The 14,856-nt window shown below is 70.8% G+C and carries 11 protein-coding genes, 2 tRNA genes and 1 pseudogene; 2 read left to right on the top strand and 12 right to left on the bottom strand.

Features of this window, described 5'->3' with window-relative positions; translation table 11 throughout:
* Window positions 1–75: 75 nt before the first annotated feature.
* The 5 genes from AB0I51_RS01690 to leuS all read right to left on the bottom strand — a co-directional run bounded on the left by AB0I51_RS01690 (window position 76) and on the right by leuS (window position 8,675).
* Window positions 76–2,622 carry a ComEC/Rec2 family competence protein gene (locus AB0I51_RS01690; protein WP_362970285.1) on the bottom strand — a complete coding sequence of 849 codons (2,547 nt, stop codon included), beginning with the start codon at window positions 2,620–2,622 and terminating at the stop codon, window positions 76–78.
* Window positions 2,619–3,815: a ComEA family DNA-binding protein gene (locus AB0I51_RS01685; RefSeq protein WP_362970283.1), complete on the bottom strand. Its 1,197-nt coding sequence runs from the start codon at window positions 3,813–3,815 to the stop codon at window positions 2,619–2,621. The genes AB0I51_RS01690 and AB0I51_RS01685 overlap by 4 nt, the downstream gene beginning before the upstream one ends.
* Window positions 3,816–3,970: 155 nt before the next feature.
* Entirely contained in the window at window positions 3,971–4,816 is an 846-nt protein-coding gene (locus AB0I51_RS01680) for a DegV family protein (RefSeq protein WP_362970281.1), read from the bottom strand.
* Window positions 4,817–4,924: 108 nt separating this feature from the next.
* On the bottom strand, window positions 4,925–5,656 hold the full coding sequence (locus AB0I51_RS01675) for a hypothetical protein (RefSeq protein ID WP_362970279.1): 732 nt from the start codon (window positions 5,654–5,656) through the stop codon (window positions 4,925–4,927).
* Between the two features lie 139 nt (window positions 5,657–5,795).
* Window positions 5,796–8,675: a leucine--tRNA ligase gene (leuS, locus tag AB0I51_RS01670; protein WP_362970277.1), complete on the bottom strand. Its 2,880-nt coding sequence runs from the start codon at window positions 8,673–8,675 to the stop codon at window positions 5,796–5,798.
* A gap of 417 nt (window positions 8,676–9,092) precedes the next feature.
* Here leuS and AB0I51_RS01665 point away from each other — a divergent pair, with 417 nt between their 5' ends.
* Together AB0I51_RS01665 and AB0I51_RS01660 are read left to right on the top strand one after the other, a co-directional pair.
* Window positions 9,093–10,415 (top strand): cytochrome b/b6 domain-containing protein, encoded by a 1,323-nt coding sequence (locus tag AB0I51_RS01665; protein WP_362970275.1) that lies wholly within the window; start codon window positions 9,093–9,095, stop codon window positions 10,413–10,415.
* Complete coding sequence (locus AB0I51_RS01660) at window positions 10,412–12,025, top strand: NADH-ubiquinone oxidoreductase-F iron-sulfur binding region domain-containing protein (protein ID WP_362970273.1); 1,614 nt, start codon at window positions 10,412–10,414, stop codon at window positions 12,023–12,025. The genes AB0I51_RS01665 and AB0I51_RS01660 overlap by 4 nt, the downstream gene beginning before the upstream one ends.
* 125 nt (window positions 12,026–12,150) lie before the next feature.
* On the opposite strand, the gene AB0I51_RS01655 is transcribed toward AB0I51_RS01660, so the two are convergent.
* The 7 genes and pseudogenes from AB0I51_RS01655 to rsfS all read right to left on the bottom strand — a co-directional run bounded on the left by AB0I51_RS01655 (window position 12,151) and on the right by rsfS (window position 14,833).
* Window positions 12,151–12,223, bottom strand: a tRNA-Ala gene (locus AB0I51_RS01655).
* Between the two features lie 133 nt (window positions 12,224–12,356).
* A complete protein-coding gene (locus AB0I51_RS01650; protein ID WP_003976229.1) occupies window positions 12,357–12,590 on the bottom strand; it encodes a hypothetical protein in 234 nt (77 codons plus the stop codon).
* A 3-nt stretch (window positions 12,591–12,593) separates the two neighbouring features.
* On the bottom strand, window positions 12,594–12,767 hold the full coding sequence (locus AB0I51_RS01645; protein ID WP_019063265.1) for a hypothetical protein: 174 nt from the start codon (window positions 12,765–12,767) through the stop codon (window positions 12,594–12,596).
* A gap of 69 nt (window positions 12,768–12,836) precedes the next feature.
* A pseudogene (locus AB0I51_RS01640) lies at window positions 12,837–13,327 on the bottom strand (MFS transporter); the annotation flags it as partial.
* A gap of 234 nt (window positions 13,328–13,561) precedes the next feature.
* A tRNA-Ala gene (locus AB0I51_RS01635) sits at window positions 13,562–13,634 on the bottom strand.
* A 93-nt stretch (window positions 13,635–13,727) separates the two neighbouring features.
* Window positions 13,728–14,393: a histidine phosphatase family protein gene (locus AB0I51_RS01630; protein ID WP_362970271.1), complete on the bottom strand. Its 666-nt coding sequence runs from the start codon at window positions 14,391–14,393 to the stop codon at window positions 13,728–13,730.
* Window positions 14,390–14,833: a ribosome silencing factor gene (rsfS, locus tag AB0I51_RS01625; RefSeq protein WP_093626661.1), complete on the bottom strand. Its 444-nt coding sequence runs from the start codon at window positions 14,831–14,833 to the stop codon at window positions 14,390–14,392. The genes AB0I51_RS01630 and rsfS overlap by 4 nt, the downstream gene beginning before the upstream one ends.
* Between the last annotated feature and the right edge of the window lie 23 nt (window positions 14,834–14,856).

The raw sequence follows: 14,856 nt of genomic DNA, 5'->3' as shown, positions 1-14,856 counted from the left end.
CCGCGGCTCGACGCCGGGGAGGCCCCCTCCCCCCTCCCCCTCCCCCTCCCTCCCCGGCCCCGCCGCCCGCCGCCCTCAGTCCCGTGTGACCCGCAGTCCGGCCCCCTCGCCTCCCACCGCCAGGGCCCCGTCCAGGTCCGTCCGCAGGACTACCGCGCCCATCGCGCGCAGCGCCGCGACCGTGCTGGGGGACGGGTGTCCGTAGGGGTTGTCCTCCCCGCAAGAGATCAGCGCCAGCCGTGGAGCAATCCTGCGTATCAGGTCCGGATCCTGGTAGGCGGAACCGTGATGGGCGACCTTGAGGACGTCCACACCTCCCAGCAGTGCCGCCGCCGGTGACCTCAACAGCTCCTGCTGGGCCGGGGGTTCGAGGTCCCCCAGCAGCAGCAGTCGCAGCCCGGCCGTCCGGACGAGCAGTGTGACACTCGCGTCGTTCGGGCCGTCCTGGTCCGGTTCCGGTTCCGGTGGCGGCCACAGCACCTGCCAGGAGAGCGGACCGGAGCGTCGCTGTTCCCCGGCGACGGCCCGGGTGATCGGGATGTGCCGTTCCGCTGCCGATCTCCGTACGAACTCGGCCTGGTCCGCGGGCTCTTCGAAGGACGTCGTCTCGATCGCGCCCACCGAGCGGCCGCGCAGCACCCCGGGCAGTCCGGCGACGTGGTCGGCGTGGAAGTGGGTCAGGACGACCAGTGGAATCCTGGTGATGCCGAGTGTGCGCAGACACTGGTCGACCAGCTTCGGATCGGGTCCGGCGTCCACGACCACGCCGGCGCCCTGGCCCGCCGCGAGCACCGTCGCGTCCCCCTGTCCGACGTCGCACATCGCGAACCGCCAGCCCGGCGGCGGCCATCCCGTGATCACCCGGGTGAGCGGCGCCGGCTCGACCACGACCAGCAGGAGCAGCAGTCCGCAGACACCGCACAGCCAGGGATGCCTCAGCAGCCGTCGGCCGACCAGCGCTAGGACCGCGACGGCTAAGGCGAGCAGCAGCGCCCCCGTCCAACTGCCCGGCCAGTCCACTCCCCCACCGGGCAGCGCCGCGCCCGTCCGGGCCACGTCCGCGATCCACCCGGCGGGCCAACTCGCGCCCCACGCAAGGACCTTGGCCACCGGCATCGCCACCGGTGCCGCCGCCAGCGCCGCGAAGCCCAGCACCGTGGCCGGTGCGACGGCGACCTCCGCGAGCAGGTTGCACGGCACCGCCACCAGGCTGACCCGCGCCGACAGCACGGCCACGACCGGCGCGCACAGAGCCTGCGCGGCGGCAGCGGCGGCCACCGCCTCGGCCAGTCGCGGAGGAACCCGGTGCCGCCGCAGCGTCTCGCACCAGCGTGGCGCGAGGGTGAGCAGGGCTCCGGTGGCCAGCACGGAGAGCAGGAAGCCGTAACTGCGGGCCAGCCACGGGTCGTACAGCACCAGGAGCAGCACGGCTGTCGCCAGCGCCGGGATCAGTGATCTGCGGCGCCCGGTCGCGAGGGCGAGCAGCGCGACCGCACCGCAGGCCGCGGCACGCAACACGCTCGGGTCGGGCCGGCACACGACGACGAACCCGAGTGTGAGTACCCCGCCGAGCAACGCGGTCGCCCGGAGCGAGATCCCCAGGCGGGGTGCCAGGCCTCGGCGTTCGACGCGTTGGGCGAGGCCGGGCGGTCCGATGAGGAGGGCGAGCAGGATGGTCAGGTTGCTTCCGGAGACGGCGAGGGTGTGTGCGAGGTCCGTCTCCTTGAAGGCCTCGTCCAACTCGGGTGTGATGCGCGCGGTGTCGCCGACGACCAGCCCCGGCAGCAGCGCCCGCGCATCCACAGGCAGGCCGTCGGTGGCCTCACGCAGCCCGGCCCGCAACCGCCCCGCGAATTGCTGGGCTCCGGACGGCTTCCCCACCACCTCCGGCACCGGCTGGTTCCGCACCCGCAGCACGGCAGCGACCCGGTCCCCGCTGGTCAGAGAGGGCGCCAGCCGCGCGGTCACCCGCACCCGTGTGGACGGCAGCAGCCCCAGCCAGGGCGAACGCTCCGGGCCGGCAGCGCCCTCGACACCCCTGGCGCCCCCGGCGGAGGAGTCCGGATCGACGATCAACAGCACCGGCGCCCGTGTCTCCACGACCGTCCCGTCCGTCTGCTCCACCCGTCGTACCTCGGCCTCGATCAGCACGGAGACCGGAGCCGCGTGATCCCCGCTGATCCGGGGCCTGGTCAACCGTGGATCGGAACCGACCTCCACCTCCGCGGTCACGGCCGCGTACTCCCGCGCCAGCTTCGGCACCGGGCCACGGCGCAGATCCGCCCCGTGCAACCCGGCGGAGGCGGCGGCTGCCGCGATGGAGAGGAGCAGGGCGGCGATCGAGACACGGGGCCAGGTGGAGGAAGCACGGCTGCCGCCCACCCCGCCTCGCCGTCGCGCCAGCAGGAGCGCGAGCCCCGCCACCAGGGCAGCGACCGTGACACCGGTGACCCAGGCCGGTGACACGTCCAGCGCCAGCGCGGCTGTCGCCCAGGCGGCGAGCGCGGGCGGTACGAGCCGTAGGTCTGTCGGACCTTCCTGGTGGGGGTGTGCGGCACCTCGCCGGTTCCCGGAGGAGGCATGCACGGCAGAACGGGACGTGTCGTCGTGGACGTGGGTCATGGCCGTACCAGATCCCGCAGATCGGCGAAGCGGCGGTCGCCGATGCCGTTGACCTGGCGCAGTTCGTCCACCGAGCGGAAACCGCCGTGCTGGGTGCGGTAGTCGATGATGTGCTGGGCCAGCACGGGGCCGACCCCCGGCAGGGTGTTGAGCTGGTCGGCAGTGGCCGTGTTGAGGGAGACCGGAGTCCCTGGAGCGGCCACCGCGCCGGTGCCCGTCGAACCCGCCGCACCAGGCACCGCGGCGGGCGCCGGCCCCCCGACGACGATCTGCTCGCCATCCACAAGGAACCTGGCGAGGTTGAGCCCCTCGGTGTTCGTGCCGGAACGCGCCCCACCCGCCGCCCGGAGCGCGTCCGTCACCCGCGAACCGGCCGGGAGCCGATGGACCCCGGGTTTCCGGACCTTGCCGCTGACGTCCACGACGATCTCGGCGCCGGCGGCACTCGGTGCGCCCCGTGCTCCGGCCGAGCTACGTGATTCGGCCCCTTTGCCCGTGCTGCCGCCCCCGCCTTGGCCCCCTGTCCCGTATGGAGCCACCGCCCTCACCACCTCCGGGGCCCGCACGGGCTGGGTCCGGCCGACCCAGAAGTACTGCACGGCGAGGACCGCGGCCAGCACAAACAGCACACCGAGCGCGACCACGCTCCGCCACTCCAGCCCGCACCGCGTCTGCACCCAGACCGGCATCCGCTCCCGCAGAGCCGATCCGGCCCGATCGCGCCAGTCCCCTACGGCGCGGCCGTCCCCGACATCGCCGAAATCTCCGGCAACCCCTGCAGCTCCGGCATCCCCAACACCGCCGAGGTCTCCGACGTCCCCGGCCCTTGCACGCCCCGCAGGCATCGCGCGCCCCACAGACACCGCGGCCCCTTCGGACCCTCCGCCGTACGGGACGTCGGACGCCGGCCCGGCACCCACCGGCGCTGCCATCCGGGCCGTCGCCCCGGCCGCCCGGGCCTCCACCTCCACTCCCCGTTCCCCACCCGGCGGCCCGTGCCCCAACTCCCGCCGTTCCCCCGCTCGTTCGGCGAAAAGGAGTTCCGCGCGTCGCCGGAGTTCGTCCGCCGAAGCCTGGCGGTGGGCCCGGCCTCGGACGGGCGCGCGGCGATGGCGGGTGCGGCCGTCCGAGGACGGGGCGCGGCCCGGGCCGCTGGTCGCGGTCGCTGTGTGTGAGCGTGATCGAAGTGCCATGCGCCGAGGATCGGGCATCTCGCCACTTCGCGATGATCTTGGTCAATTCCCGAGGAAACCCGCCCAGTTGTGGATAACTCTGTCACCCACACGAGTTACCAGCCCTGCGGATTACCGGCCCCGACGAACACCCCGAACGCCACAAGCGGCCACCGTCATCGCGGGGACACCACGGCCCCCAACAACCCGGGCCCGGTGTGCGCCCCGATCACCGCCCCGACCTCGCTCACATGGAGGTCGGCCAGTCCGGGCACCCGCACCCGGAGGCGCTCCGCGAGGGCCTCCGCGCGCTCGGGCGCGGAGAGATGGTGGACGGCGATGTCGACCTGCGCACTGCCCGCCCGGTCGGCCACGATCTCCTCCAGGCGGGCGATCGCCTTCGACGCCGTCCGGACCTTCTCCAGGGGTTCGATGCGCCCGCCCTCCAGCTGGAGCAGCGGCTTCACGGCGAGCGCGGAGCCCAGCAGGGCCTGCGCCGCGCCGATACGGCCGCCCCGGCGCAGATAGTCGAGGGTGTCGACGTAGAAGTAGGCGGACGTGCCCGCGGCCCGCTTCTCCGCGGCCGTCACCGCCTCGTCGACCGTGCCGCCCGCCTCCGCAGTCTCGGCCGCGGAGAGCGCGCAGAAGCCGAGCGCCATCGCGATCATGCCGGTGTCCACGACCCGCACCGGCACCGGCGCCTCGCGGGCCGCGAGGACCGCCGCGTCGTAGGTGCCCGAGAGTTCGGCGGAGAGGTGGAGGGAGACAATGCCGGTGGCACCGGACTCGGCGACCCTGCGGTAGGTCTCCGCGAAGAGCTGGGGACTGGGCCGCGAGGTGGTGACCGGGCGCCGCTTCTGCAGGGCCAGGGCCAGCGAGCGGGTGGAGATCTCGGTGCCCTCCTCGAATGCCCGGTCGCCGAGGACCACGGTGAGCGGCACCGCTGTGATGCCGTGGCGCTCCATCGTCAGCGGCGGCAGGTAGGCCGTTGAATCGGTGACGATCGCGACATGGCGGGACATGAGCTGGAGGTTACCTGCCGTAGCGGCCGGACGGCAGCCCGACCCCTTTCACCTGGGCCGGAACCGGCCGGATCACACCGTGTCGCGCGCTCGGGCCGTGCCGCCGGGTCAAGTGGTGCTCTCGGGGCGGGGTTTCTTCTGCCAGGGGTAGCTGGGACGGCGTGCCGGCGGGGTGATGGCCGAGGGGGCGGGCTCCTCGGGGGCGGGGCGGGAACGCGGGGTCTCCGGCCATGTCTGGTGGGCCGTCGCGGCGTCGGCGGCCGGGGCGTCGGGCCACGGGGGTGGCGCGTGCTCCGACTTCGTCCAGTGCCGCAGGGCTCCCGCCTCCACGTCTATCTGGGCGCTCAGCGCGTCGAGGTCGTCCTCCGCGAAGCGGCCGGCGCGGTCGCGGGCGGCCCAGCGCAGCGAGTCGGCCGATTTCGTGATGCGCTCGGTGCGCTCGCGCAGGCTGGGCAGCCGCTCGGCGAGCATTCTGCGGTCCGGCTCGGACTCCAGGCGTTTGAGTTCGCCGTCGAGTTCACGGCCGTGGGCGCTGAGCCGCTCGAAGAGACCGAGGGACTCCTTGAGCGACTCGTCCTCGGGCACCCCCGCGCGCAGCGCGTCCTGGGTCGCACGCATCGATGTGCGCAGCGCTAGCCGCAGTTGGGCCACCTGCCCCTGCGGACCGGGCTGGGCAAGGGACTTGGCGCGCAGGGTGTGGTCCTCGACCGTGCGCCGGGCCTGCGCGACCGTGCGGTCGACGCCACGCTTGGCCGCGCCGATCGCCTTGACCGCCGCATAGCCTCCTGCGACCACGAACAGCAGGAAGAGAAGGGCGAAGACTACGATCACGGCTTCCAACGCTCCTCCACCGGCTCGGGGCGGCACACACCGCGCCGCTCTTCAACGGTAAACGCAACGGGCAGATCCGGAGTTCCAAAAGAACCCCGAACCTGCCCGTAGGGGACTACCCCGAGGCACCCGCCCCGTCGCGTCGAAACTACGCCGGAACGATGTTGACCAGCTTCGGCGCCCGCACGATGACCTTGCGGATGCCCGCGCCGTCCAGCGCGGCGACGACCTTCTCGTCGGCCAGCGCGACCTTCTCCAGCTCGGCGTCGGAGATCGTCGGAGGAACCTCCAGGCGCGCCTTGACCTTGCCCTTGATCTGCACGACGCAGGTCACGCTCTCGTCCACGACGTACGCCGGGTCGGCCACGGGGAAGTCCTGGTGGACCACCGTGTCGGTGTGGCCCAACTTGCGCCACAGTTCCTCGGCGACGTGCGGGGCCAGCGGCGCGATCAGCAGGACCAGGGACTCGGCGACGGAGCGCGGCACGGCGCCGCCCGCCTTGGTCAGCTGGTTGTTCAGCTCGGTGATCTTGGCGATGGCCGTGTTGAAGCGCAGCCCCTGCAGGTCCTGACGGACGCCGTCGATCGCCTTGTGCAGGGCCCGCAGCGTCTCCTCGTCGGGCTCGGTGTCGACGACCGTGACCTCACCGGTCGTCTCGTCGACGACGTTGCGCCACAGCCGCTGCAGCAGCCGGTACTGGCCCACCACCGCGCGCGTGTCCCACGGCCGGGACACGTCCAGGGGGCCCATGGCCATCTCGTACAGGCGCAGGGTGTCGGCGCCGTACTCGTCGCAGATCTCGTCCGGAGTGACCGCGTTCTTCAGGGACTTGCCCATCTTGCCCAGCAGCCGGGAGACCTTCTCGCCCTGGTAGAAGTACTCGCCGCCCAGTTCCTCGACCTCGGCGGCCGGCACCGGGAAGCCGCGGCCGTCCCGGTAGACGTAGGCCTGGATCATGCCCTGGTTGAACAGCTTGTGGAACGGCTCCGGGGACGAGATGTGCCCCAGGTCGAACAGCACCTTGGACCAGAACCGCGCGTACAGCAGGTGCAGTACGGCGTGCTCGGCACCGCCGACGTACAGGTCGACGCCGCCGTGCGGCATGCCCGCGCGGGGGCCCATCCAGTACTGCTCGATGGCCGGATCGACCAGCTTCTGGTCGTTGTGCGGGTCCAGGTAGCGCAGTTCGTACCAGCAGGAACCGGCCCAGTTGGGCATGGTGTTGGTCTCGCGGCGGTACTTCCGGGGGCCGCGGCCGTCACCCAGGTCCAGGGTGACGTTCACCCAGTCCTCGTTGCGGGACAGGGGCGTCTCCGGGGACGTGTTCGCGTCGTCCGGGTCGAAGGTGCGCGGCGAGTAGTCCTCGACCTCCGGCAGCTCCAGGGGCAGCATCGACTCGGGCAGCGAGTGGGCGACGCCGTCCTCGTCGTAGACGATCGGGAAGGGCTCGCCCCAGTAGCGCTGGCGGCTGAACAGCCAGTCACGCAGGCGGAAGTTGACGGTGCCCTCGCCGATGCCCCTGCGGGCCAGCCACTCGGTGATGCGGGCCTTGGCCTCGGCGACGGGCAGGCCGTCCAGGGAGATGTCGTCGTTCGAGGAGTTGATGATCTTCGCGTCGTAGGACCCGAAGGCGTTCTCCCAGGTCGACGTGTCGGTGCCGCGGCCGTCGGTGGGCTCGACGATGCAGGTGATCGGCAGCTCGAAGGCGCGCGCGAAGTCGAAGTCGCGCTGGTCGCCCGCCGGGACGGCCATGATCGCGCCGGTGCCGTAGCCCATCAGTACGTAGTCGGCGATGAAGACCGGGATCCGCTCGCCGTTGACCGGGTTGGTCGCGAACGCGCCGGTGAAGACACCGGTCTTGTCCTTGGCCTCGGCCTGCCGCTCCACGTCGGACTTGGTGCCGGCCTGCGCGCGGTAGGCGGCGACGGCCTCCACCGGGGTGGCGTGACCGCCGGTCCACACGTCGTGGGTGCCCTCGGGCCAGGTGGCCGGGGTGAACTTGTCGACCAGCGGATGTTCGGGCGCCAGCACCATGTAGCTCGCGCCGAACAGGGTGTCGGGGCGGGTGGTGAAGACGGTGATGTGCTCGCCGTCGACGGCGAAGTCGACGCGGGCGCCCTCGGAGCGGCCGATCCAGTTGCGCTGCTGGAGCTTGATGGCCTCGGGCCAGTCCAGCTCCTCCAGGTCGGACAGCAGCCGGTCGGCGTAGGCGGTGATGCGCATGTTCCACTGGCGCAGCTTGGCCTTGAAGACGGGGAAGTTGCCGCGCTCGGAGCGGCCGTCGGCAGTGACCTCCTCGTTGGCCAGCACGGTGCCCAGGCCGGGGCACCAGTTGACGGGCGCGTCGGAGGCGTAGGCCAGGCGGAACTCGCTCAGGACGTCGGCGCGTTCGGTGGCTGTCAGGTCCGGCCACGCGCGCGTGTGGCCCGGTACGGCACGCTCACCGGACTCGAACTGGGCGATCAGCTCGGCGATCGGGCGGGCCTTGTCGGCCTCGTCGTCGTACCAGGAGTTGAAGATCTGCAGGAAGATCCACTGGGTCCACTTGTAATACTCCGGGTCGATCGTGGCGAACGACCGGCGCTTGTCGTGGCCCAGGCCCAGCGCGCGCAGCTGGACCTTCATGTTCTCGATGTTGGCCTCGGTGGACACGCGCGGGTGTGTGCCGGTCTGCACGGCGTACTGCTCGGCGGGCAGGCCGAAGGCGTCGAAGCCCAGGGTGTGCAGCACGTTGTGGCCGGTCATCCGCTGGAACCGGGCGAACACATCGGTGGCGATGTAGCCCAGGGGGTGGCCGACGTGCAGGCCCGCACCGGAGGGGTACGGGAACATGTCCATGATGAACTTCTTGGGGCGGGCGGCCAGTTCGGGGTCGCCGGCCAGGTCACCGCTCGGGTTCGGGGCCTCGTAGGTGCCCTCGGCGTCCCAGAAGTCCTGCCAGCGTGCCTCGATGTCCGCGGCCATGGCGGCCGTGTAGCGGTGCGGCGCGACCACCTCGGCGGCGGCAGCGGGGTTCGTCTCGCTCATGATCCTCAAAGCTCCATCGATCGTCTCTGCCAGCGGCTGCGACATTCAAGAAACGAAAAATCCCCTCGCACAGGAGGGGACGCCGCGCCGATTCCGACCTCACCGTTCACCGGTGGTCGGGACTGATCAGCGCGGCTCGCTAAGCAGAAGGCGTACGGCACGCATGGCATGAGGGTACCGCAGCGCTTGAGCACAACGCGACGCGCTTCCGTATCACCCTTGGCACCCCTGACCACACCGGCATGCACTGAACCAAGTTCAAGGACTACCTTCGCGTACCACCCACTACGGGACATCGCAGCAAGCGCATTGTCGTTTGATAACAACGCAATAACTCAAACCTCGTACCCACCGGTATGGAGCCACTTAGAGTTCGGCAGCGGGACCGCTTTCCCGATACTGCTCGGAGTTGCCCCCATGAACACTCGTCGTAGTACCAGTTCGCTCCCCAAGCCGGGCCGTTCGGCCTATGGCGTGGTGAGCCTCGTCGTCCTGCTCTTCATACCCGTGTTCGTGCTGCTCGGAGGCAGCCAGGTACAGAGCTTCCTCAACTTCGGTGCGGGCGTTCTCTCACTCGTCTCCCTCACCTGCTCGGTCATCTGGGGCCTCGTCGCCCAGGACCGGGTCGTCCTCAACATCCGCCAGCGGATCGTGGCCCAGGGCATCCACCGGGTGACCGCCGTCGGCTCGATCGCGTTCCTCGTGATTCACATCACGGTCAAACTGGCGCTCGACCACACCGTCCTGATCGCCGCGCTGATCCCGTTCAGCCTCGGCGTGAAGGGCAGTGCCGGACTCATCGGCCTCGGCTCCCTGGCCGGCCTGCTCATGATCTTCGTAGGCATCACCGGCGCCCTGCGCAACCAGTTCGCGTCCCCGGCGCCGGTGGCCGCCCGCTGGCGCGCGATGCACATGCTGGCCTACCCGGCCTGGTGCGCGGCGCTGATCCACGGCCTGTTCGCGGGCCGCGCGGCGAAGCCGTTCTTCATGATCTCGTACGAGCTGTGCCTGGTCGGGGTCGCCGCGGCCCTCGCCCTGCGCTCGGCGCCCCGCTCGTTCAAGCGGAAGTTCGCCGACCGGGTCGCCATGCTCCTGGGCAACGAGGAGCGGCCGGGCCTCGACGATCTCGACGCGAGCCGGGGCCGCGTGGCCGAGTCCGCGCTGCCGGGCTTCGAGAAGCGTGAGAGCCGGCGGCCGGCTCAGCCCTCGTTCACCGAGACCGGGTCGATCCCGCGCGTGGATCCCGCCGCCCAGTACGAGACGAGGTCCATGACCCCGGTGGCCGACACGAACGGTTTCGCGGCCGCCTACCGCACCGCCACGCCGGAGTCCACCGGCCAGATGCCGTACGTCACCGACCAGACCTCGCGCATGAACGTGCCGATGGACATGCAGAACACGCAGGCTGCCCCGCGCGTGGACAACGGCGGCAGCACCTCGGGCACCTGGCCGGTCCCGTCGCCGCCGCCGGTCGGCGAGGCGCCCCCGTCGGCCTACGACCCGCTCCAGGACACCGGGTACAACATCCCGACGTACAACAACAATTCGGGCACGGGCGGGTACGGCGACGGATATGTGTACCCCACCGGTGAGACGAACGGGGCCTCCGGTACGTACAACTCTGGCGACACGTACAACAGCGGTCCCGCCACCGATCAAACGCCCAACGCTTCGTACGACTTCGACGCGCAGGGCGGCTCGGGCGAACCTTGGAACATGCCTTCCGGAGGCTATAGGTGAACGAGGCCCTGCCCGACGTCCCAGAAGTCCGCGTCGTCGGGCTTCCACAGCTCACGTCGGGCTTCGACCTTGTCGAGAGACTCGACCTGCCCATGCACCTCAAGGTGCACGGGCCGCTCGAACCGATGGGCGGGGAGCAGCTCGCGAAGCTCTCCGAGGCGATCAACCTGAAGGGCCGCGGCGGCGCGGGCTTCCCCTTCCACAAAAAGCTGCGGTCGGTCGCCGAAGCGGCGATCAAACGCGGTGTACGGCCGGTCGTCGTCGTCAACGGCAGTGAGGACGAACCCGCCTGCCGCAAGGACACGGTGCTCATCAACCGTGCCCCGCATCTCATCCTGGACGGCGCGCTGCTGGTCGCCGAGGCCCTGGGTGCCCGCACGCTCGTGGTGGGGGTCACCCGTGAGTCGACACAGCGCTCCATGGAGGCCGCGCTCTCCGAACGCGGCCTGAGCAACACCCGCCGCTCGGCACTGAAGGCGTTCGTCCAGCGCAACCCGGTCCGCATGGTCACCGGTGCCGCCGCGTCGCTGATCCGCTCGATCGACGGCGGCCCGGCGATCCCGCCCGGCCGCAAGGTCAGCGCCTCCCAGAACGGCGTCGGCGGCGCCCCCACCCTGCTCTCCAACGCCGAGACCTTCGCCCAACTCGCCATCGCCGCCCGCATCGGCCCCGAGCGCTACGGCAACACCGGTCTCTACGACGAGCCCGGCACCGTCATGCTCACGGTCTCCGGCGCGGTCGCACGCCCCATGGTCCTGGAGGTCCCCACGGGTGTGCCGCTGCGCTACGTCCTGCAGCTCGCCGGCGCCCCGCCGGTCCCCCAGGGTGTGCTGACGGGCGGTTACCACGGCAAGTGGATAGACGCGGCGACGGTCAACGAGGCGATCGTCTCCCGCAACTCCCTGGACGCGGTGGGCGGTGCGCTCGGCGCCGGCGCCATCATGCCGATCACCCAGGAGACCTGCCCCCTGGGCGAGTCGCTTCGCGTGGCCCAGTGGCTGGCCGACGAGAGCGCGGGACAGTGCGGTCCCTGCTACCTCGGTCTGCCCGCCGCCGCGCGCGGCATGGAGGACATCCTCAACGGCGGCGGCCCGGCCGCCCTGGAGGCGCTGAAGCAGGTCGCCAAGGCCGTGAAGCGGCGCGGCGCGTGCTCGCACCCGGACGGCTCCGCGATGTTCCTGGAATCGACCATCAAGGCGTTCACCGACGACCTCGCCGCCCATGTCCTCGGAAACGGCTGCGGAAGGCCCGTGGAGGGCGTTCTGCCGCTCTTCGAGGGCGGCCAGCTCCCCGCGGGCATCACGAGCGGCGCGGAGCCCGAGGACAACGGTCCCAGCCGTCAGAAGATCTACGTCGACTGGACACTGTGCCGGGGCCACGGTCTGTGCGCGGACATCCTCCCGGAGGTCTTCGAACTCGGCGCCGACGGCTTCCCCACCGTCGCCCAGGCCCAGGTGCCGCGTTACGCGGAGGCGAAGGCGCTCCGCGCGGTGCGCCGCTGCCCGGCGCTGGCCCTGCGCCTGGAGGAGGAGACGGCCCGGGACAAGGGCCCGTCCCGCAACCTGCCGGTCCTCTCCCAGGGCCGCGGCCGGCGGGCACTGGGACGCTGAGCACACGGACGGCGGGTCGCTCTCTTCTCAAGAAGGGGCGGCCCGCCGCTCCATGACCTGCGCCAACTCCCCCTGGACACACCGAAGGCGGGTCATCCTGTGGGATGACCCGCCTTCGACTTCTGTGGAGCTAAGGAGAATTGAACTCCTGACCTCCTGCATGCCATGCAGGCGCTCTACCAACTGAGCTATAGCCCCTTGCGGTGTGCTACCGGGTCTCCCCGGCGGCGACGCCAACATTACCGGTCGACCCGGTGCACCACCAAATCGTTTCCGTCGCCCCGCCGGTGACCGTGATCGCCGGGACCTCCTCACGGGGTCCCGGCCCAAGTCAAGCGGTGACGAAGGAATAGAACCGTTTCAAAGTGCAGTGCTCTTCGAGGAGTCGGCCGTAGATCGGCTCGCCCTCGAGTTCGCGGTACGTCTCGATCGGATCGCCTTTTATGATCAGCGCCCGCGCGCACTCCTCGCACCAGTACTGGTAGTCGGGATTCACCGGTTCCATGTCACGGACGATCGGTGTCCCACTGCCGCACCAGTCGCACTTTCGCCTGTGTGCACCCATCGATCAGCTCCAGCTGTGGCCGCAGGCCGTGCACACGTAGGAAACTCCGCCGTTGTCACCGAGGACTTGGGCCACGTGGGCGGAACCGCAGGAAGGGCAGCTCAGGCGGGTGATCGTATCTCGTATCAACGCCGCATCGAAGAGGTGGTCGACCTCCTCGATGATGCTCGCAGGCATCGCTACTCCCTCCCGTCGGGCCGCGCCCCCTTCCGGCCGTTTGATTCTGCCACGGCCGGACCAATACGGTCAGCGACGCCTTAGTACCAGTCCGGACACGGCACCCACCGCGGCCGTCCCCGCCAGCGCGAACATGCACACCAGAAGCGCCTTCGCAGAGGTATACGCCCCCGGGGCCCCAAGTGACTCAAGCCGGTTCAAGAACAGTGTGCCGAAAACCGCGACCCGAGCAGCTGGCCCAGCTGCGCGACCGAGGAGAGCAGACCGCTGGCGTCCGCCGCGTCCTCGGGCCGCACGGTGGCCAGGGCCCGGGGCAGCGTCGGACCGAAGGCGAGCGCGAGCCCGGCCCCCACGCCGACGTACGCCACGTACAGTACGGCCCCGCCGCGATCGCCGCCTTCGAACGCCAGGCCGACTCCCAGGACGGACGGCATCGTGATCACGAACCCGAGCAGGGTCAGCGCACGCTGCCAGGCCGCCGGCCACCTGCGCCAGGTGGGACCGACCACTCCGAAGACGGCGAGACCCATGCCCGGGTGACGCAGCACACGCAGTGCGATCCTACGGAGTGCGCTCCGGCGAGCCCGCGCCGTCGGCGGCCGGCCCGCTCTTCAGAGGGCTCCGGGAGAGCGGGGACGTGGCGGAGCCGGGGCGACACTCCTGCCGACGAGGAGACCCGGCGGCGTACGGAGGCGCTGGCAACCACGAAAAAATCCCACCCCAGAAGGGGTGGGATCTCATCGATTCGATCTGTGACGACTCTCGATCCTTGACAACTCAAGAGTGTCGGACTGTGGAGCTAAGGAGAATTGAACTCCTGACCTCCTGCATGCCATGCAGGCGCTCTACCAACTGAGCTATAGCCCCTTGTGTTCTTCCCGCTCGGCGGGCGAACAAGAAGAACTTTAGCCTGCGACCTGCCGGAAAGTGAAATCCGGGGTCGGGGCCCTGGAGGGCCGCTCAGTCGTCGTCGCCGAGCACCGGTTCCGGGAGCGTGCCGGCGTTGTGTTCCAGCAGGCGCCAGCCGCGGGCGCCCTCGCCGAGCACGGACCAGCAGCAGTTGGAGAGGCCGCCGAGACTCTCCCAATGCGGGGACTCCAGACCGAGGAGCCGTCCGATGGTGGTGCGGATCGTGCCGCCGTGGCTGACCACCACGAGGGTGCCGTCCTCGGGCAGCTTCTCCGCGTGCCGCAGCACGACGGGGGCGGCCCGGTCGGCGACCTCGGTCTCCAGTTCGCCGCCGCCGCGGCGCACCGGCTCCCCGCGCTTCCACGCGGCGTACTCATCGCCGTGGCGGGCGATGATCTCCTCGTGCGTCAGCCCCTGCCAGACGCCCGCGTAGGTCTCCCGCAGGCCCTCGTCGTGGGTGACGTCGAGGTCGGTGAGGGCGGCGAGCTCGGCGGCCGTGTTCGCCGCCCTCTTCAGGTCGGAGGCGACGATCGCGTCGGGCTTGAGCGAGGCCAGCAGCCGGGCGGCCCGGCGGGCCTGGCCGATGCCGGTCTCGGTGAGCTCGACGTCCGTGGTGCCCTGGAAGCGGCGCTCCACGTTCCAGGCGGTCTGGCCGTGCCGCCAGAGGATGACGCGGCGGCCCCGGCCCGCCTTTCGGCCGTCCGCTCCGGCGCTCACCGCACCTCCCCGAACTCGGAGGCGTCCTCCTCGGCCTGCAGCTTCGCGTGCTCGGCGGCCTTGCCGCGGGTCTGCTTGGCGTCGGCGGGGAGGTCCAGCTCGGGGCAGTCCTTCCACAGCCGCTCCAGGGCGTAGAAGACGCGCTCCTCGCTGTGCTGGACGTGGACGACGATGTCGACGTAGTCGAGCAGGATCCAGCGGGCGTCACGGTCGCCCTCTCGGCGGACGGGCTTGGCGCCGAGTTCCTTGCTGAGCCGCTCCTCGATCTCGTCGACGATCGACTTGACCTGACGGTCGTTGGGAGCGGAGGCCAGCAGGAAGGCGTCCGTGATCGACAGCACATCGCTGACGTCGTAGGCGATGATGTCGTGCGCGAGCTTGTCGGCGGCCGCCTGGGCGGCGGCGGAGATGAGCTCGATGGAGCGGTCAGTGGCGGTCACTACGCGGCTTTCGGTCGGCGGTC

The sequence above is a fragment of the Streptomyces sp. NPDC050549 genome (assembly GCF_040655035.1).
Taxonomy (GTDB): domain Bacteria; phylum Actinomycetota; class Actinomycetes; order Streptomycetales; family Streptomycetaceae; genus Streptomyces.
The sequence above is the reverse complement of the archived record's forward strand: the minus strand, read 5'-3'. Positions and strand labels throughout refer to the sequence as shown.